The following is a 17471-nucleotide window of genomic DNA, read 5'->3' on the forward strand; positions in this document are numbered from 1 at the left end:
TCCCGGATCTTCTCTTCCGCCCTCATGGTCACAAAGTCCACGGCATCTCCCACCCTTATCCTGATGTCGGTAATGCTTGCTGTGTCATCCGGTGTTAGGCTCCAACAAGTTCATAAAAACGCCGCAGCAGCATCTTCCCGTACGAATGCTCCACTATGCTCCGGCGCAGCCCCTCGGGGTCCTGACCTTCGGCAAGCAACTGGTCGTTCTGCGCGTCAATGTAGGCGCCTGTGATCGCGGCGTTGAACTCCGGGTGAAACTGAACGCCCCAGATATGGCCGTCAAGGACGAAGGCATGATGGGGTTCAAAAACGTTTTGCGCCAGCAATGTCGCCCCTTCGGGAAGCCGGAGCGCCGTCTGGGCATGGGTGACATGGCCCCAGAAGCGTTCCGGTAGACACCCGAGCAGCGGATCTTTTTTTCCCGCCTCCGTGAGTTCGATGGTTGCCGTGCCCACCTCTTTGCCCTTCGGGTGATAGTCCACATCGCCGCCAAAGGCGCGAGCCAGCAACTGGTGTCCGTAACAAATACCGAGGATGGGGATGCCCGTTGGTCTTACATCCCGCAGCCAGGAGGACAGGTTTAGGCTCCATTCATCATTGTCGGTGACCATGGCGTGAGAACCGGTGATCACGACTGCCTTAATCTCCGAAGGACCGGGCAAGCCGGCGCCTTCGAAAACAGGGGTGATAATCGCCTGCTCGCGACTGAGGCCCATCGGGCGCAGAATAAAGTCCTCAAAGTCGCCCTCACTTGCGAGAATGGAGGCAAGAGTGGCGCCTGTCTTGATGATGAGCAGTTTTTTCATCATTCGATACCGCCTTCATTTAAAACATCGCTCCTATTTGTTGCCGGATAATTCAAGAGCGTTTTGATCCGCCTCTGCCCAAAATAGGCGATGGCAACGGCAACGGAAAAAGTCGCTGCGTCGATGGCCGCCGCGACGTGCAGATTGAACGCGATGGGTTGTTCATAGGTAAACATAATGATTGCAGGCGTCAGCTCAAGAAAAGTTGAGGAATGGGCAGCGCGAAAGAGCAAGCAATACCCCCATTTGGCGAGGATAAAGAGCATAAAGAAACCCCAGATCAGAAGCGTTCTCTGGGCAGATCGCGTCCAAAGCAAGATGCCTCTCCCCACAGCAATCATGTAGGTCAAGACCGATAAATACCCGAAAAAACGCAGCCCGGTCATGATTAACAACCCTGTGGTAAAAATGCCAAGGAAGAAAAAAATGATATAAAGCCCGAGGAAACGGGCGAACACCCATAGCAGCTCGAGTTGAGGCGCGTCGCTGCGGTCCATCCCATCACCTCCCCCACTTATCTTACTGTAAAAACTTCTCAACTAGCAAGCTGCAGTGGCTTAGATTAAAAAGAGAACTAGCCGATATTTCGTTAGTTCTCGTCAACAATTTGAAACTTTGAATGAAAATCAGGAGGCGCCTTCTTATGGCGTCATTTCGGACGCTACAGCACCAATCGCTTCATAGGTGACTTGCAACAACTGATCCAGTTCGCTGTCGCTCATGCCCAGGATCGGCATCAGGACAAGCACATCGCCAAGGGGTCGCAGGATGACGCCGCGCTTGCGCGCCTCCAGGATTACCCGGTGCCCCATCCGCAGCGCCGGCGCGAAGGGTTCCTTGGTCGCCTTGTCCCTCACCAACTCGATGCCGGCCATGAACCCCCGCTGGCGCACATCGCCCACATGGGAGAGGTCATGAAAGCGTTCCAACCCCTGACGAAGCCGCTCGATCTTTCCTTGCAGCCGCTCGATCACACAGTCCCGCTCAAAAATTTCGAGATTGGCCAGGGCTGCGGCGCAGGCCAGCGGGTTTCCCGTATAGCTGTGTCCGTGAAAGAAGGTCTTGTATTCGCTGTACTCGCCCAAGAAAGCTTCATAGATCTTTTCCGTGGCCAGCGTGGCTGCCAGGGGGAGATAGCCGCCGGTGATGCCCTTCGCCAGGCACATCAGATCCGGTGAGACCCCCTCCTGTTCACAGGCGAAGAGGCTTCCCGTGCGGCCGAAGCCGACAGCCACTTCATCGGCGATCAGGAGGACATCGCATTCGGTGCAGCGTTCACGAACAGCGCGAAGGTATCCCGTGGGGGCAGTGATGATGCCGGCAGCACCCTGGACCAAAGGCTCGATGATGACGGCGGCCAGTTCGTCCTTGTGGGCTCTGATAATGCGCTCAAATTCCTCGAAACAGGCAAAGTCACATTCCCCTGCTTCCCGGCCCATGGGGCAGCGGTAGCAATAAGGGGCGGGCGCTTTGAGGCTCTGAAACAGCAAGGGCCGGTACAGCGAATGGAAGAGCTCCATGCCGCCGAGGCTGACAGAGCCGATGGTGTCGCCGTGATAGGCCCCGCTGAACGTTAAAAACCGCTGTTTGCCCCGCTTGCTTGCATCAGGCTGCTGCTGCCAGTACTGAAAGGCCATTTTCAAGGCGATCTCCACCGACGTGGCCCCCGAGTCGGAGTAAAAGACCCGGCTGAGGCCCTCGGGGGTGATACGGACTAGTTCCTTCGCCAGCCGGGTGGCAGGGACGTTGGACAGGCCCAGCAGGGTCGAGTGGGACACCTGCTCCGCCTGGCAGCGAATCGCCTCGTTGATCTCTTTGCGGTTGTGGCCGTGGACTGTCACCCAGAGTGATGAGATGCCGTCCAGGTACTTGCGGCCTTGGGTGTCAAAAAGGTAGCTCCCTTCGCCCCGTTCAATGATCAGGTTGTCTTCCTGGCAGTACTCGCGCATCTGGGTGAAGGGGTGCCATAGGTGCTTTTTGTCCATCTCCTGCAGGTCTTCGCAACAGGTGTTGGCTGGGATTTTTTCGAGGTCTATCGATTGCATAGCCGCGCGGCCTCCTCTGTGAGCTTGTGGACATCCAACTGCGCCGCCAGGAGGCGGCAGTACTCGGCAAAGGGGCCGGCCTGGCTGATATCGCCCAATTGGGGCAGCCTGGCGAGGATGGGTATCCCCGTCATGCGAGTGATCATCTCCGGGCTGGTCCGTTCGGCCAGGTCCGGAGTCTCCGACGCGCCGTTTAGGATGATCCCCAGAACGGGGATCCCCTTTTCCATCGCATAGTGGGCCGTCAGGACGGTATGGTTGATTGTGCCCAGCCCCGCCCGGCCAACGATGAGCAAGGGTAGCCTCCACCGGCAAGCCAGGTCGGCCATGGTGAAGTCCGGTGTAGTGAGCGGCACGGCCAAACCACCGGCGCCTTCGACGAGCACCATACCGCGCCTGCCTGCCAGCCGCCGGAAGGATTGGTCGAGAACCTCCACATCTACAGGTTGGTCGGACAACTCCGCCGCAACGGCGGGGGCCAATGGCGCTTCATAACAGGCTGGACTCAGCCACTCATCGGGCAGGTCGATCTCCAGGTTTCGGCGATAAAAAGCCAGGTCTTCCCGGAAAAAGCCCCCGTCAGACATCGGCGCGCCCGTCTGCACCGGCTTAAAGGGAACAGCCCCGATCCTGGCGGTCGTCATCACCTTGCAAAGCGCGGCGGTGACGACGGTCTTTCCCACACCGGTGTCCGTTCCGGTGATAAAGATGCCCTTATGCAACATTCATCCCTGCTTTCCTTGCGGCTTATGTTCCTTGCGGTTTCATGTTCTTCCTACACGACTTTGTTCTTGCTCATTCCTGTTGTTGCTCTTCAACACTTCTACGCCTGCTTTACGCCCGCTGTTCCTCTTCGACGCCTTCCTTCGCGAAAAGAGCCTTCCCCGTTGAAGCGTTCCCGCTCACTCCACGCAAGGACCACAACTTGACCCCGATATAAGCCGCTGCGCCGCTCAACAGGATGTCGCCCGGCAAGGGAAGCAAGATGCCGTACAACAGGGTGTTCCATAGGGTGATCGACTTGGCGAGGACCATGTTCATGATCCCGTAGAGGTAGAGGGCGCCGATGCCGTAGATGACGGCCAGCCCGGCCATGGTCGCCCCAAACAAGGGGAGGATGCTCGCCTTTTCCAGCCTCTCCGTCAATCGGCCGATGAGCCAGGCGCCCAGGGCGAAGCCAATCAGATACCCGAAAGTGGGCTTGAGCACATACCCCGGCCCTCCCCCTTCGGCGAAGACAGGCAGGCCGATGAGGCCGATGCCGATGTAGACCAACTGGCTGGCCAGTCCCAGGCGGCTGCCCAGGGCGATGCCGGCCATGGCGACGAACAGGTACTGCAAGGTAAAGGGAACAAAGGGCACAGGGACCTTGATGAAGGCGCCTGCCGCCGTCAATGCGGCAAAGAGCGCCACCTGCGCCATCTCTCGCGGTGTCCAACCCACCATGTTTGCCTCCTTTTTGTCGACTTTCCTTATGTATATCGGTTGACAAATATACTGTACTGATTGCCACTCTTTATGTCAACCATCTATTTTTAGTTAGGTTTACAATCAGGGCGCAAAAAACCCTGACCGGCAACGTGAGCGGTCAGGGTTTTGTTTCAACGGGACTTGCGCCGGCTCCGAAAGCCGCCGGCCACGCCGATCAGCACGAGGACTGTTCCGGCCAAGGTCCATGCCGTCACCGGCTTATCGAGAAAAATCCGGCCGAGGATGACGGCGATGACAGGGTTGACGTAGGGTCAATTGTTTCGCTGCAAAAGAGTCGGTCTGCCTCTTATGTTCCACGACTCAAATGATGGCGGTAACAGATCATATTCGACCGCCCATACCCCAACCGGCGGTAAAAATCGTGGGCCGGCCCGTTGTCAGCGTCGACGAGGACAGTGACGCGCAAAAAGCCTTCTTCCCGGGCCATGATGAAGATATGTTCCATCAGCAGGCGCCCGTAGCCCTTTCCCCGCGCCGCGCCGGAAATGATGAAGTCCTCCAGGACGATCACCGGTCCACCCTCAGCAGTGCTGACAGAAAAAAGCAGGTTCGCCATTCCGATGACAGCTTCCGCTTCTTTCAGCACCAACAAACGGCCCCGGTCAGGGTGGGCGAGGATCATCTCCAGCCCCCGGACCTGTTTGTCCCGTTCAGGAACAAAGTCCTTTTCCAAACGGAACAGTTCGTCGAGAAGCGACGCCATGGCCGGCACATCTGCGAAGGTGGCTTTCTGGACGGATATCTGTGGCATCATTTGCGACATTTCTACGCTCACCTCTGCGGCACGCCCCGCATGGTCAATCCGACCCGCTCCCGCTGCCGGTCCACCGAGAGTACGGCCACGGTGACGATGTCCCCGACGGCGACAACCTCCATGGGGTGGCGGACGAACTTGTCGGCCAGTTGGGACACATGGACAAGACCGTCATGCTTGACGCCGATGTCGACAAAGGCGCCGAAGTCGACCACATTGCGCACCGTCCCCTGTAGAACCATGCCTTCCTTCAGGTTGTCGATGGAGAGCACCTCAGAGGAGAAGCGCGGCTTGGGCAGGTCCTCCCGGGGGTCGCGGCCAGGCTTCATCAGGGCCTCGATGATGTCCTTCAGGGTGGGAACGCCGAGGCCGGTCGCTTCCGCCATCTTCGCCACATCCACCTTGCCCAGGGCAGCCTTCAGTTCGCCGTGGCGGGGACCACGGATATCGGCGGGACCGAAGCCAAGCACCTTTAACAAACTCAGAGCGCCGTCATAGGATTCAGGGTGAACGGGCGTGTTATCGAGGGGGTTATCCCCGTCAGGGATGCGCACGAAGCCGGCGCACTGGACAAAGGCCTGCGGTCCGAGACGGCTCACCTTTTTCAGTTCCGCCCGTTTGCGGAAGGATCCCTTTTCCTCCCGGTAGGCGACGATATTCTTGGCCACCTGGGGCGAGACGCCGGCCACATAGCGAAGCAGCGACGTTGACGCCGTGTTCAGGTCGACGCCGACGGTGTTGACACAGGACTCGACAACGCCGCCCAGTGTCTCTTCCAGGCGCTTCTGGTTCATGTCGTGCTGGTACTGGCCGACGCCGAGGGCTTTCGGTTCGATTTTGACCAGTTCGGCCAGCGGGTCCTGGAGACGGCGGCCGATGGAGACGGCGCTGCGCAGAGACAGGTCGAACTGGGGAAACTCTTCGCCCGCCAGAGGGGACGCTGAGTAGACGGATGCGCCGGCCTCGCTGACGATGATGAACTGGACCGCCTGCTCCATCTCACTGATCGCCTCTGCCACCAGCGCCTCTGTCTCGCGGCTGGCCGTGCCGTTACCGATGGCGATCAACTCGATGCCGTGCTTTTTTACGAGTTGGCGGAGGCTGCGCTTCGCTTCCTCCCATCGCTTCTGGGGCTCATGGGGATAGATGACGCCCACTTCCAGCAGGCTGCCCGTCTCCGTCAGGGCCGCCCACTTGCAGCCGGTGCGAAAGCCGGGGTCGACGCCGAGGACGCGGCGGCGGCCGATGGGAGGCTGCATGAGCAGGTTTTTCAGGTTGGCCTGAAAAACCTTCATGGCCTGCTCTTCCGCCTTCTCGGTCAGTTCGTTGCGCAGTTCCCGCTCCATCGCCGGCGCCAGGAGGCGCTTGTAGCTGTCCTGCAAGGTTTCTTTCAGCCGGTCTGTGAAAATCGAGAAGCCGGTGATGAGGCGGCTCTCCAGGTGCTGGCCGATCGGTTCCCACTCCACCTCGATCTTTACCTTGAGGACTTTTTCCTTCTCGCCGCGGTTGATGGCCAGGACGCGGTGCGGCGGGATCTTCGCCACCGGCTCCTTGTAGTCATAGTACATCTGGTACGGCGTAGTGGCTTCCGGATCGACCGCCTTGGCGACCAGGACGCCCCTGCGAGCGGAGAAGGCGCGCACCCAGCGACGGACCTCGGCGTCTTCGGCCGCTTCCTCGGCGATGATGTCGAGCGCCCCTTGCAGGGCCGCTGCCGCATCGGGCACATCCTTTTCCGGATTGACAAAGGGCGCCGCCGCCGCTTCCGGCGTTCCCACGCAAAGCGCCTGCGCCTGGATCAGGCGGGCCAGCGGTTCCAGACCCCGCTCCCGGGCCTGGCTCGCCCGTGTCTTGCGCTTGGGCCTAAAAGGCAGGTAGATGTCCTCCACCTCAGCCAGGGTCTTGGCCCGCTCCAGCGCTTTGGCCAGGTCCTCCGTCCATTTTCCCTGCTCCTCGATGCTCTTGCGGACCTCTTCCTTGCGCTGGGCCAGCGAACGCAGGTAGTTGAGCCGCTCGGCCAACTCGCGCAACTTGTTTTCGTCCATCTCGCCGGTGGCTTCCTTGCGGTAGCGGGCGATAAAAGGGATGGTGTTCCCCTCGTCCAACAACTCGATGGCCTTGGCCGCATGGGCGGCTTTCAGCCCCAACTCTTTGGCAATGATATCGGCAAACAACGAATCGTTCTCCCTCTTCCCTGTGAAACTCCCTGCACGCGCCGGAAACGCTCCATGAGATTCTCCGTGAACCTCTCCGGTATGCTCTCCGGTATGCTTCCGGTATCCCTTTGATTCTCCAGTCACTACTTGTCAAAAAGCCCGCCCTTTTTATACTTCTTGATGCCGGGGCGCGCCGACACAGGCCCGCCTTCTGCCTTGCCCTTTTTTGTATGTCCCTGGTTCGCGCTCTTTTGTTTCTTCTCTTCGATGATCTTGCGCATGAGATCTACACTCAACCCGGATTTTTGTTTATCGTTCCCACTCTCGTTCTGGCCGTCTATCTGCGCTTTTTTCTGTTGCTCATTCTGTTGGTCTTTCTGAATTTCTTCCACTGTTACAAACCCCTTCTTGCTTACTTCTGTATTTTCATCGAAAATGAACCTGTTCCGGCGCCTCTTTTTCGGCAAAACCGCCTATTCCGACGCCTGCACGCTGAATTCGCGCTGGGATGCCTTCCACAGCGTTGGCCTCAGCGCAGCCCCGCTATTCTCCATGGCAGTCCTTTTCCTCCCTGTAATTCCCTGTTTACGGATTCCCTCTTTTCAGGTTAAAATGGTATGTCCGAAGGATTACAGAGGAAGAAAGGCGGTTCGTGGATGAACGGAAATGAAGTGCGTTCCTACCTGTTGTCTCCCGAGGAATTAGAAGAGCTGTGGGCCCGCCTGGGTAAACCAGGGGAACTGGCCCCCGGCATCAAGGCTCCGAAGAAGCGCAACAAGTCATCGGCGCACCGCCCCGAAGATCCGAAGGAATGATCTGAGACTCTTCTTTCGTTTCAGTCCTGGCTCAGCCGGGGCTTTTCTTTTTTAAACGGATGAAATGAAAAGAGGCGACCGCCTCTTATAAAGACTACCGTCATTTTCGGCAGGAACGTTCCAGGCGAGCCGCCTCCCGCTTGATCGCCGGCAGGTCGGCATGGAGTTTGGTCAGGGCTTCCGCCACAGGGGGAAACAGTTCGGAAAAACGGTCTGTCGGCAGATTGACTTCAAAGGAGACCGCATCAGCCGTGTGTCGGGGGTTGATGGCAACAGGCACGCTCATAGCGCCGGCCTTTTTCGCCTCGTGAGCAGCCCTTATGTTGGCCTCTACACTTGCAGTATCTCCACTTGCAGCATCTGCGCCGGCGGTTTCTGCATTGGCGACTTCGGCGCCGGCTGCTTCAGCGGCGTCGGCCAGCACCCGCGCGCTGAGCACACCAAACTCGAAGGGCGATGGAACAGTCCGGATGACGAAACGCTCCCCAAAAAAAGGCTCTATCGAATGGAGGATCGGAAAAGCCAGCAACGGCTCGATGACCTCCACTGAACCGGCGATCTGCCCCGAGCCTGCCGCCTCAAGCTCCTCTAAGGAGCCGTAGCCGTAGGAAACGGCCATTGAGGCGATCCCGTTCGCTTTCGCGCCGATGATGTCATGCTCCCGGTCGCCCACCATGATGACGCGTCGGCGGTCGACGTGTGGAAACAGGGCCAGCGCCGCTGCGACGACCTCGCCTTTGGCGCAGCGGGTGCCGTCCAGGTTGCTGCCGACGATGTGATCGAAATAGGAATCGAGTCCGAAGTGGCGCAGGATTTGTTCGGCAAAGCACGTCGGCTTTGACGTGGCCACGGCTAATCGTTTTCCAGAGGCGGTTAGGCGCGCGAGGAGTTCAGGGATTCCTGGAAAAACGGCGTTTTCATATATCCCTGTGACGGAGAAGTACTCCCGGTAAAAGGCCACCGCCTGGCGAGCCTGGTCCTCGTCAAAGCCGTAGAAGTGTCGAAAGGAATCGAGGAGCGGCGGACCGATAAAGGGGATCAGGCTATCCAGGTCCTCGACGATGATCCCGTACTTGGAGAGGGCGTATTGGACCGATTTGGTGATGCCTGTCTTCGGATCGGTTAGCGTCCCGTCGAGATCGAATAGGATCAACTCATAAGGTGTCATCGCATGCTCCTTTGGCGGAATCCGTTCGTTTCTGCGCGTTATCGCCTGCCCATACCCTGTTTCGTCTTATTCTTTTGCGCGTTAGCCGTTCATCGCAGAGCCGGGTCAGGTTTTTTCGCCTGTCTCCGTGGCTTCCTCTCGCCGGGGCGGCTTCGGCCCGTAGAACTGGTAGTAGTTGCACTGGATGCGGCCGTTGTAGAGTTTTCGCTTTTTGTCGGCCTTGCGCCCGAAGAGCGCCTCGAAGCCGGGGTGGGATGTGAGCACGTAGAAAGACCACGTGTCCAGGGCGGAAAAGACCTTGCCCATCTCCCGGTAGAGGCGCTCCACCTCCTGCTGCTCTCCCAGCCGCTCGCCGTAGGGCGGGTTGCAAATCAGGTGGCCGTACTTGAAGCGGGAACGGCTCTCCGACATGGGCTGGCGCTGCAGATGGACGGCATTGTCCACGCCGGCCTTGCGGGCATGGTGGCGGGCCAGGCTGAGCGCAGCTTCATCGATATCGGTTCCAGTGATGCGCAGTTCCCGGTCAAGCGCAGCCAGGCTGTCGGCCTCCTCGCGGGCCTGCTGCCAGAGGGAGGCCGGGATTTGGCCCCACTGCTGGGCGGCGAAGGCCCGGTTGCGCCCTGGCGCCAGGTTGAGGCCGATCATGGCTGCCTCGATGGGGATCGTGCCGGTGCCGCAAAAGGGATCCAACAGCACCCGGTCGTGGCGCCAGAAACTGAGTTGGATCATCGCCGCCGCCAGCGTCTCTTTCAGGGGCGCTTGTCCCACCAGATCGCGGTAGCCGCGCTTGTGCAGCCCGGCGCCGCTCGTGTCGATCGTCAGGGTGGCCACATCCTTCAAGAGGGCCACCTCGATGGTGTAGCGGGGGCCGTTTTCGTCAAACCAGGAACGGTTGTACCGCTGTTTCATCTTCTCGACGATGGCCTTCTTGGCGATCGCCTGGCAATCAGAGATACTAAACAGCTTGGAGCGGACCGATTTCCCTTCCACGGGAAACTCGGCGTTCTCGGGAAGCCAGTCCGGCCAGGGCAACGCTTTCGTCCCCTGAAACAGTTCTTCAAAGGTCGTTGCCGGGAAGGAACCGACCTTGACCAGCACCCGATCGGCGGACCGCAGCCAGAGGTTGGTACGGCAGATGGCCTCTTCGTCGCCGCGAAAGATGACCCGGCCATCCTCGACCAACTGGTCGTCATATCCCAATTCCCGCAGTTCCCGGGCGACAACCGCCTCCAGGCCGAAGGCGGCTGTCGCGATGAGTTCCATTTTCGCCATGTTTTCACCTGCATCAGAGACGCCTGAAGCACAGGACGTCTGTTTTTCGTTTGATCGCTCATGATGGTAATCTGTGACTATAGTATAAGGGCCTATCGCCCATCACCGCCAGACAAAATCCGTAAAAGACGGACGCGACGACAAATCCCTTATCGCGCGCTCCGTAAAGCGTGCTTCCCTAACATCGTTTCCCCGTTCACTAAAGAAAAAACAACAGGGGGTCCGGCTGACGCCAAATTCCCTGTTGCGGGGAAGGGGCTTTCTTGCTAAAGGGGTTTACACATCAATAGTCGTTCTTGCAGTGGTGATGATGATGGGGGGGCGGTCCCAGTGGGATGACGCGCTGCTGTTTTTGCAACACTTTCAGCGTCAGGATAATGACCATCTTCTCGGTAAACTTCTTGAACAGCGTTTCACCGCTGTCACAGCCGCACTCCTTGTGCTTGATGATGTCTTCCTCATAAATGACGGAGGACAGGAGTTCACAGAAGGGTTTTTCGTTTTTCACATCGACACAAATGGATTCGTCGGCAATCACCTTGTGTCCCTCGAATTCGATGTTCACACAGGGTTTCGCTGCATGGAACTGGGGCGGGTTGGCGAAGGTGATCGGCGTGACGCACTCGAAGGGCACATGTACTGTGCAATGGCGGATATCACCGCATTTGGTTGAACAATGTTCACAGTCCACAGTGGCGTATTCAATGTTCTTGCGCACGTAGCCGCCGATAAAGAGCTTGTTGGAGCCGAGCACCAGTTCGCATTGGGTCAAGACGACTTCTTTTTTGATCCGCTTGATCTCGAGGGCGTGCTGATCCAATTCCAGGTCAGCTTCTACTTCGATCTGGATCGTGGGCTCTGCCAGCACAACAGGGACCTTCACCTGACCGCAAGCCACATTGCCGGGCGTGTTCGGGCAGAGGGGCAATGTCCGCACGCTTACCACCTGTCCGCAGGTGTCTTTTCGGGGAAACACTTTCCCGCTGTCTTCACAGTAGTCCACTTCACAACTCGCCTCTCCGCATTCACATTCCGGCGGTTCGCCGCAACATTCTTTCTCTTGGCACTTATCTCTTTGCCAGACGCGATGCCAAGCATAGGCCTTGGGCGCGGGGGAGGCCGCCTTTCCTTTTTTAGTCATTAATTCCACTCCTTTCCTTTTGCAATACACATATATTCCATTCATTCCCAATCGGTTCCCAACAGGACCTTTGGCAAAACAAAAATCCCCCGGATTTACCGGGGGAAGCGCTTATTGCTCCTGGTACCACACGTCAGCCGTCCCCGAAGGGTTTTCTTCAGCCGTGAACAGGCGGGCCAGGAGTTCTTTTTCGTACACGAGGGGATAGGAGCGGATGCTGGCCAGCAGGCCGGAAGCCGGCGCCCGCACCTCTTCCTCCACCTGTCCGGAGAGGACATTGACGATTTGGCCGAGCATTTCGCCCTTGCGCAGCATCGCCCCTGCCGCGGCGGTGGGCCGGAAGATCCCGGCTGCGCGGGACAAGACTAGATGGGTATGTTTGCGACCAAAGGACGGCGGTTGCAACGGGGGCGCCGGCGGCGGCCCCAAAAGCACCCCGGCGGCCAGCATGAAATCGATCAGTCCCTGGTAGAGCGTTTCCACCAGGTCATCGTCGATGCGCCTGGCGACGCCAAGCATGAGGATGTACGGAGAGATGCCGGACTCCTTCCAGTGATAGGAGAGTTGGGTCTTGTACAACGGCGTCAACTCCCGGCGCAGCAGGTAGCGGCAGCGTAGGTAGGGCGCCAGGCGCAGGTCCTCTTCTGTCGGTGAAAACATGCGCAGGTGGGGGATCTCAAAAAACTGCTCGTTGGAGCCGTGGACGTCGAAGGCGTAATGGGAATCGACGGTGGCCCGGAGGACGCCGTCGGCGATGCGCTGCGTCGTCTCGCCCAAGTCATAGCCGGGGAACATGCGGTTGATGTCAGTGCCGTCAAAGGGCCAGTTGCGGGTGGCGAAGTTGACGCCGGGCACGTTGATGACCGGGATCAGCCGCACCGTCCCTTCCAGGGTGTAGAAGGGCTCCAGACCGCGTTCCACGCGGTCTAAGAAGGCTGCCAGCCGGCTCAACAGGTACATGCCGCTGATTTCGTCGCCGTGCATCCCCGAGACGAGGGAGATCAGGGGTCCGTCACCGCTGCCCCGGAACTCGTTTTTGTAGATAACCATCGGTTCCCGAAAGGGGATGTTCAACTCCAGGATCGCCTCATGCATCGCCCCTCGCCTCCTCTCCCGCCTGGATCACCGGAAGGCTGTCCGCAGCGTGACGAAATTGTGGCGCCGGTTCCTCTGCTTCAGGCGGCTGCAGCACCAGACGGGCGAGCAGCGACCCCTCGTAGACGACGGGGTGCTCCCGCAAGGTAAAAAGCAGCCCGTCCCGAGGGCTGGTGATGACCTGGAGGTCGCTCCCCTTCAAGGGGTCGACGATCCTGCCGATGATATCGCCCTCTTTGATCCAAGCGCCGAAGACGTTCGGTTCGGGCACAAAGAGACCTGACGCCTCAGCGTTGAAGTACCAGACCTCATTGTCGCCGATGACTCGGGGCGCGCAGAGGACGGGCAGTTCCTCTTCGGGCAGGTCGAGGATCTCCAAGTGACAGAGCAGATGAATGATGCCCTGCAGGAGTTGTTCCGAATAAAGGGGGTTGAGGCGCTGGCCGATGCCCATCTCCACCACCAAGGCCGGGATGCCCGACTCATTCAGGTTGGTGGCCAGGGTTGTCTCCAAGATGGATGAGGAACAGTGCACCCAGACAAGATCCACGTTCGATTTTTTTGCGAGTGGCAACAATCTGGGCGCATAGACTTCCTGCATCCGGATTTGGGGCATCTCCAAGAGAAATTTGTTGCTGGCGTGGATGTCCACCACCAGGTCGGCGCCTTTCAAGTCTTCCAGCAGGGCATGGGCCGCCTGCAAGGGCACATGGCCTTCCCGGTTGCCGGGAAACTGGCGGTTTAGGTCCACATTGAAAAAAGGCCAGGACCGGTTGAGGCTGCCCAGGCCGAGGGAGTTGACAGTGGGGTAAAAATCCACCTGCCCCCGGAACACCTCGGGCCGTTTCTCCCGCAGTTCCTGCAGGTACCGGTTCAGCAGGTAGATGGTGTAGAGCCCCTCCAACTCGTCGCCATGGATGCCGCTGACGATGGCGGCGCGGGCCGTTGTCTTGCCCTGACCGGCGCGCAGCACATTCTTGCGGATGCTGAACTGGTCCTGGGCCGGCATGCGGATGGTAAGGATCTTCTGTTCCAAAGGCGCGCCTCCTCAATGATTTTCCTTACTGATTCATTAAAGAGTAGTTCATCTGGCAATCGACACCGTCAACGGATTGAATGCCGGAGCGCACACACCCGAAGTCGCACCGCTGCCGATTCGACGTGCTGATTCACTGGCTATTGAATCACCTGCACGTCCACCGACACCTGCAAAGACTGCTTGGCCCTGCCCCGGTAGACGCCTTTGACGGGAACGATGTCTCCGTAATCGCGGCCATGGGCGATCTTGACATGCAGCGGACCGGCAGGGCAGTTATTCGTGGGGTCGACGCCTGTCCACCCCCGCTCCGGCAGCCATGCCTCCACCCAGGCGTGGGAGGCGCTATCGCCCCGCAGGTGACCGCCGCAGGGGATGTAGCCGCTCACATAGCGTGCCGGGACGCCGGCCACCCGCAGCACCGCCGCCATCAGGTGGCTGAAATCCTGGCAGACGCCAGCGCCGTTGCGCAGGATTTCCCCGATGGACGAGTCTACTTCCGTCGAATTCTTCCGGTAGTCATAGCGCTGGTAGAGCCGCTCAGCGAGGCGAAGGATTTCCGGCCAACCGCCCTCGGACAAGCGGAAATCCCCCGCCAGATCTTTCACCTCGGGAAGAAAGGGGCAGTAGGTTGTCTCCATCAGCCATTCGGCATGGCTCTTGGTGAGGTCACGGGCATCCCTTATGTTCTCCGGCGCCGATTGGCCTTCCCTATTTGCTGCCTGGCCTCGCCCTTTCTCCGCCTGCCCTCTCGCTTGTACTCCCTGCTTCCCCCTGTGCGCCGCTCCTTGCCCTTCCGCCGGCGACCCTTCCCCTTCCAACGACGGTCCTGTCTCCACGAGGGAACGGGCTTCGATGATCAACTCCTCATGGGCTTCCGGAAACCACATTGTCTGAAAGGTATTGCCAAAAGCGTCCCGATCCTCCTGAACCGCGCCCAGAGGGGATGTATACAGTTCAAAGGAAAGCAACCTTTGGCGGTGATCGGTGAACGGCATCAACCGTGTCTCACTGACCCCCTCGGTCACCGGGCAAGAATATTGGTAATGGGTGCGGTGGAAGATACGAAGTCGCGTCAAGCAGAATCCTCCTCAACGAAAAGGTCCCGCTGGACGGCCTCCCCGATCCGGTTGTTCTCCTGCAGGATCACCTGCAGGAAAGCGTGCAACCCTTGGGCCTCGATCTCATCCATGGTCGTATAGCGAAGGCGCCGGTCCAACTGCTCCAAGAGGCGCACCGACTCGGGGATTTGGCCGGCGCCGGCAAAGGCCCGCTGGGCCGCCAGCAAGGCCTGATCAGCGCAGAAGGCCAGCGAGCGCGGAAAATCGCCGTCATGGACCAGAAAAGCGGTCACATCCCGCGGGGTCACCCGCCCGCCCCCCGATCGCCGGTAGGCCTCATAGGCGCTGACCGAACAGAGCACCCGCAGCCAAAGCTCCTCATCGGCGGCGTCTGGGTGGTAATGGACCACATCCAGTATGCGCGACGTCTTGTCGATCCGCTCCAGGTAGCGCCCGATCCGGAGAAAGGCGCCATCCTCGCCGTGGGGGAGGATGGCCTCGATCAGCCCCTGAAAGATCATGGACTGGCGTTTCACCAGATCGAGGAAGGGATAGACGACGCTTTCGCCGACACGGTGGGCGCAGGCGCGGAGCGTCAGGTGAAAGCGGTTGACCACCTCATAGAGTTCATTGGGCAGCCGTTCCCGGACGGCCAGGGCGTTCTCCCTGGCCAGGGCGGCGCAGGCGACGATGGAATTGGGGTTGGCTTCGCTAAAAGCGAGGAAATCAAAGACAGAGGCGGCATCGGCCTCGTCGTAGAGGCGTTGAAAGTCGACCACATTTCCCGTGACCGCCACCAGGGGCTCCCAGGAGGCGTTTTCACCGGAAAAGGGCCGGACGAAATTCACTTCCAGGATGCGGGCGTTGTTCTCGGCCCGCTCGATAAACCGGCTCAACCAGATCAGGCTGTCGGCATGGCGACAACTCAGCATACGATCCGGCACTCCCTTCCCGCTTCTTGCTGCTGACCGTCCAACTGGACCACCCATGTGTCCTTACACCCGCCGCCCTGGGAGGAATTGACGACGAGGGAGCCTTTGCGCAAAGCCACCCGCGTCAGTCCGCCGGGGATGACCCGCTCGCCGCCGATGACAAAGGGGCGCAGGTCGATGTGCCTGCCTTCAAAGCGCCCGTTCACCAGAGAAGGATGCTGGGACAGATTGATCGTCGGCTGGGCGATGTACTCCTTCGGATCATTCACGATGGCCCGGGCGAAATCCTCAATCTCCGCCGCCGATGCCTTCGGTCCGATCAGCATCCCATAGCCGCCGGCGCCGGTCGTTTTTTTGACCACCATTTTATCCAGATTGGCCAAGACATAGCGCCGCTGCTCCGGATCGTCCAGCAGGTAGGTGGGCACGTTTTGCAGGATCGGCTCCTCATTCAAGTAGTAGCGGATGATTTCCGGCACATAGGCGTAGACCGCCTTGTCGTCGGCCACCCCTGCGCCAGGCGCGTTGACGAGAGCCACATGACCGGCGCGGTAGGCGCTCATTAGGCCTGGCACGCCCAGGACCGAGTCGGAACGGAAGGCGAGGGGGTCGAGGAAGGCGTCATCGATGCGCCGGTAGATCACATCGATCTGTTTCAGCCCTTCCACGGTCCGCATGAAGACCCGGTTATTCAGCGTCAGCAGGTCCTTTCCTTCGACCAGATGGATCCCCAACTGCTGGGAAAGAAACACATGATCATAGTAAGCCGAGTTGTATTTGCCCGGCGTCAGGAGCACCACCGTCGGATTCGACGTCTGCCGCGGCGCCAACGACCGCAGGTAACGGGCGAAAAAGCTGAGGGCCGGCAGGATCGGCTGGATACGGTATTTGCGGCACATGTCGGGAAAGAGCCGCTGCGTCATCTGCCGGTTTTCAAAGATATAGCTGATCCCCGAGGGAACGCGCAGGTTGTCTTCCAGCACCAGATAGCGCCCTGCGGGGTCACGGATAATATCGATGCCCGCTAGGGTCACGTACTGGCCGAAGGGAACCTTCGTGCCGACCATGGCCCAGCAGTAGTCGGGATGGGTGACCACCAGTTCCCGGGGAACGATCCCATCATGGAGGATCTCCTGCTCATGATAGATGTCACGCAAAAACAGGTTCAGCGCCCGCACGCGCTGGCGGACGCCCCGCTCCAGCAAGGACCACTCGTCCATGGGAATGATCCGGGGCAGGATGTCAAAAGGTAGTGTCCGTTCGAGACTGGCCGACTCCTGGTAGACCGTGAAGGTCACACCGAGGCGATTGAACATTCGCCGGGCCTTCCGGCTCTGCTCTTCCAACGCCGCCGACCGCAAGCCGGAGAAATGAGTGAAGACCCGCTCGTAACAGGGTCGGATCTGATGGTCGTCAAAGAACATCTCGTTGAAGCACCCTTTGACGATACCGCTGTGAAACACGGACGCACCTCCTGACTTGGACACACAAAAAAAGAAGCCGCCTCTTGGAATGAAGAAGAGCTTCTTTGCTCGACGAACACCATTATATTATAGCGGATGAAAAAATCGGATAGTAGTAGATTCCTGGGGAATCGCTCCTGGATGTTATGTTAAATTTATGTTAAGTGCCGTGTGAGACAAAAGGATGCTGGGAATCTCCCTCTATGGACATCCGAAACAAAATCGAGCATAAAA

18 protein-coding genes are annotated in these 17471 nt (G+C 59.1%); 2 read left to right on the plus strand and 16 right to left on the minus strand.

Translation table 11 applies throughout. The features are described 5' to 3' along the window. Positions 1-94: 94 nt before the first annotated feature. From GTO91_RS01155 to GTO91_RS01175, 5 genes are all read right to left on the minus strand, one after another. Complete coding sequence (locus tag GTO91_RS01155) at positions 95-811, minus strand: glutamine amidotransferase (protein ID WP_328793702.1); 717 nt, start codon at positions 809-811, stop codon at positions 95-97. Beyond that, entirely contained in the window at positions 808-1305 is a 498-nt protein-coding gene (locus GTO91_RS01160) for a hypothetical protein (protein WP_161253573.1), read from the minus strand. Before GTO91_RS01160 ends, GTO91_RS01155 begins: the two co-directional genes overlap by 4 nt. Before the next feature lie 144 nt (positions 1306-1449). Next, the gene (gene bioA / locus GTO91_RS01165) at positions 1450-2853 is read right to left on the minus strand and encodes an adenosylmethionine--8-amino-7-oxononanoate transaminase (RefSeq protein ID WP_161253575.1); all 1404 of its coding nucleotides are present in this window, start codon (positions 2851-2853) and stop codon (positions 1450-1452) included. After that, positions 2841-3575, minus strand: coding sequence for a dethiobiotin synthase (bioD, locus tag GTO91_RS01170; protein WP_161253578.1), 735 nt, complete (start codon positions 3573-3575; stop codon positions 2841-2843). Before bioD ends, bioA begins: the two co-directional genes overlap by 13 nt. A gap of 112 nt (positions 3576-3687) precedes the next feature. Next, positions 3688-4299, minus strand: a complete 612-nt coding sequence (locus tag GTO91_RS01175) for a biotin transporter BioY (protein ID WP_161253579.1) — start codon at positions 4297-4299, stop codon at positions 3688-3690. Between the two features lie 150 nt (positions 4300-4449). On the opposite strand from GTO91_RS01175, the gene GTO91_RS01180 reads away from it, so the two are divergent. Then, a complete protein-coding gene (locus GTO91_RS01180) occupies positions 4450-4593 on the plus strand; it encodes a hypothetical protein (RefSeq protein ID WP_161253582.1) in 144 nt (47 codons plus the stop codon). A gap of 37 nt (positions 4594-4630) precedes the next feature. Here the strand turns inward: GTO91_RS01180 and GTO91_RS01185 are convergent, their stop codons facing one another. The 3 genes from GTO91_RS01185 to GTO91_RS17720 form a co-directional block, all read right to left on the minus strand. Continuing rightward, positions 4631-5107, minus strand: coding sequence for a GNAT family N-acetyltransferase (locus GTO91_RS01185; protein WP_207708952.1), 477 nt, complete (start codon positions 5105-5107; stop codon positions 4631-4633). A gap of 8 nt (positions 5108-5115) precedes the next feature. Then, positions 5116-7272, minus strand: a complete 2157-nt coding sequence (locus tag GTO91_RS01190) for a Tex family protein (RefSeq protein ID WP_161253585.1) — start codon at positions 7270-7272, stop codon at positions 5116-5118. A 125-nt stretch (positions 7273-7397) separates the two neighbouring features. After that, the gene (locus GTO91_RS17720) at positions 7398-7646 is read right to left on the minus strand and encodes a hypothetical protein (RefSeq protein WP_170294029.1); all 249 of its coding nucleotides are present in this window, start codon (positions 7644-7646) and stop codon (positions 7398-7400) included. Positions 7647-7910: 264 nt separating this feature from the next. Between GTO91_RS17720 and GTO91_RS17725 the strand changes: the two genes are divergently transcribed. Continuing rightward, entirely contained in the window at positions 7911-8069 is a 159-nt protein-coding gene (locus tag GTO91_RS17725; protein WP_012281545.1) for a hypothetical protein, read from the plus strand. 100 nt (positions 8070-8169) lie between these two features. Here the strand turns inward: GTO91_RS17725 and GTO91_RS18740 are convergent, their stop codons facing one another. From GTO91_RS18740 to GTO91_RS01230, 8 genes are all read right to left on the minus strand, one after another. After that, positions 8170-9237, minus strand: a complete 1068-nt coding sequence (locus tag GTO91_RS18740) for an HAD family hydrolase (RefSeq protein WP_407929508.1) — start codon at positions 9235-9237, stop codon at positions 8170-8172. Between the two features lie 105 nt (positions 9238-9342). Further along, positions 9343-10509, minus strand: a complete 1167-nt coding sequence (locus GTO91_RS01200) for a THUMP domain-containing class I SAM-dependent RNA methyltransferase (protein ID WP_161253588.1) — start codon at positions 10507-10509, stop codon at positions 9343-9345. A gap of 283 nt (positions 10510-10792) precedes the next feature. Further along, the gene (locus GTO91_RS01205) at positions 10793-11650 is read right to left on the minus strand and encodes a CsxC family protein (protein WP_161253591.1); all 858 of its coding nucleotides are present in this window, start codon (positions 11648-11650) and stop codon (positions 10793-10795) included. A gap of 111 nt (positions 11651-11761) precedes the next feature. Further along, complete coding sequence (locus GTO91_RS01210) at positions 11762-12745, minus strand: M14 family metallopeptidase (protein ID WP_161253594.1); 984 nt, start codon at positions 12743-12745, stop codon at positions 11762-11764. Beyond that, the gene (locus tag GTO91_RS01215) at positions 12738-13781 is read right to left on the minus strand and encodes a M14 family metallopeptidase (RefSeq protein ID WP_161253597.1); all 1044 of its coding nucleotides are present in this window, start codon (positions 13779-13781) and stop codon (positions 12738-12740) included. The genes GTO91_RS01210 and GTO91_RS01215 overlap by 8 nt, the downstream gene beginning before the upstream one ends. 140 nt (positions 13782-13921) lie before the next feature. Continuing rightward, positions 13922-14860 carry a transglutaminase family protein gene (locus tag GTO91_RS01220; RefSeq protein WP_161253600.1) on the minus strand — a complete coding sequence of 313 codons (939 nt, stop codon included), beginning with the start codon at positions 14858-14860 and terminating at the stop codon, positions 13922-13924. Beyond that, positions 14857-15774: an alpha-E domain-containing protein gene (locus GTO91_RS01225; protein WP_161253603.1), complete on the minus strand. Its 918-nt coding sequence runs from the start codon at positions 15772-15774 to the stop codon at positions 14857-14859. Before GTO91_RS01225 ends, GTO91_RS01220 begins: the two co-directional genes overlap by 4 nt. Continuing rightward, positions 15768-17237 (minus strand): circularly permuted type 2 ATP-grasp protein, encoded by a 1470-nt coding sequence (locus tag GTO91_RS01230; RefSeq protein ID WP_328793703.1) that lies wholly within the window; start codon positions 17235-17237, stop codon positions 15768-15770. The genes GTO91_RS01225 and GTO91_RS01230 overlap by 7 nt, the downstream gene beginning before the upstream one ends. Positions 17238-17471 lie beyond the last annotated feature (234 nt).

The organism is Heliomicrobium undosum (genome assembly GCF_009877425.1).
In the GTDB taxonomy this organism is placed as follows: domain Bacteria; phylum Bacillota; class Desulfitobacteriia; order Heliobacteriales; family Heliobacteriaceae; genus Heliomicrobium; species Heliomicrobium undosum.

Excerpts from the sequence above, each read along its gene's own strand:
- GTO91_RS01205 (WP_161253591.1), bottom strand. The coding sequence starts at position 11,650 with ATGACTAAAAAAGGAAAGGCGGCCTCCCCCGCGCCCAAGGCCTATGCT.
- GTO91_RS01175 (WP_161253579.1), bottom strand. The coding sequence starts at position 4,299 with ATGGTGGGTTGGACACCGCGAGAGATGGCGCAGGTGGCGCTCTTTGCC.
- GTO91_RS01185 (WP_207708952.1), bottom strand. The coding sequence starts at position 5,107 with ATGTCGCAAATGATGCCACAGATATCCGTCCAGAAAGCCACCTTCGCA.
- GTO91_RS01200 (WP_161253588.1), bottom strand. The coding sequence starts at position 10,509 with ATGGCGAAAATGGAACTCATCGCGACAGCCGCCTTCGGCCTGGAGGCG.
- GTO91_RS17725 (WP_012281545.1), top strand. The coding sequence starts at position 7,911 with ATGAACGGAAATGAAGTGCGTTCCTACCTGTTGTCTCCCGAGGAATTA.
- GTO91_RS18740 (WP_407929508.1), bottom strand. The coding sequence starts at position 9,237 with ATGACACCTTATGAGTTGATCCTATTCGATCTCGACGGGACGCTAACC.
- GTO91_RS01225 (WP_161253603.1), bottom strand. The coding sequence starts at position 15,774 with ATGCTGAGTTGTCGCCATGCCGACAGCCTGATCTGGTTGAGCCGGTTT.
- bioA (WP_161253575.1), bottom strand. The coding sequence starts at position 2,853 with ATGCAATCGATAGACCTCGAAAAAATCCCAGCCAACACCTGTTGCGAA.
- GTO91_RS01210 (WP_161253594.1), bottom strand. The coding sequence starts at position 12,745 with ATGCATGAGGCGATCCTGGAGTTGAACATCCCCTTTCGGGAACCGATG.
- GTO91_RS01160 (WP_161253573.1), bottom strand. The coding sequence starts at position 1,305 with ATGGACCGCAGCGACGCGCCTCAACTCGAGCTGCTATGGGTGTTCGCC.
- GTO91_RS01155 (WP_328793702.1), bottom strand. The coding sequence starts at position 811 with ATGATGAAAAAACTGCTCATCATCAAGACAGGCGCCACTCTTGCCTCC.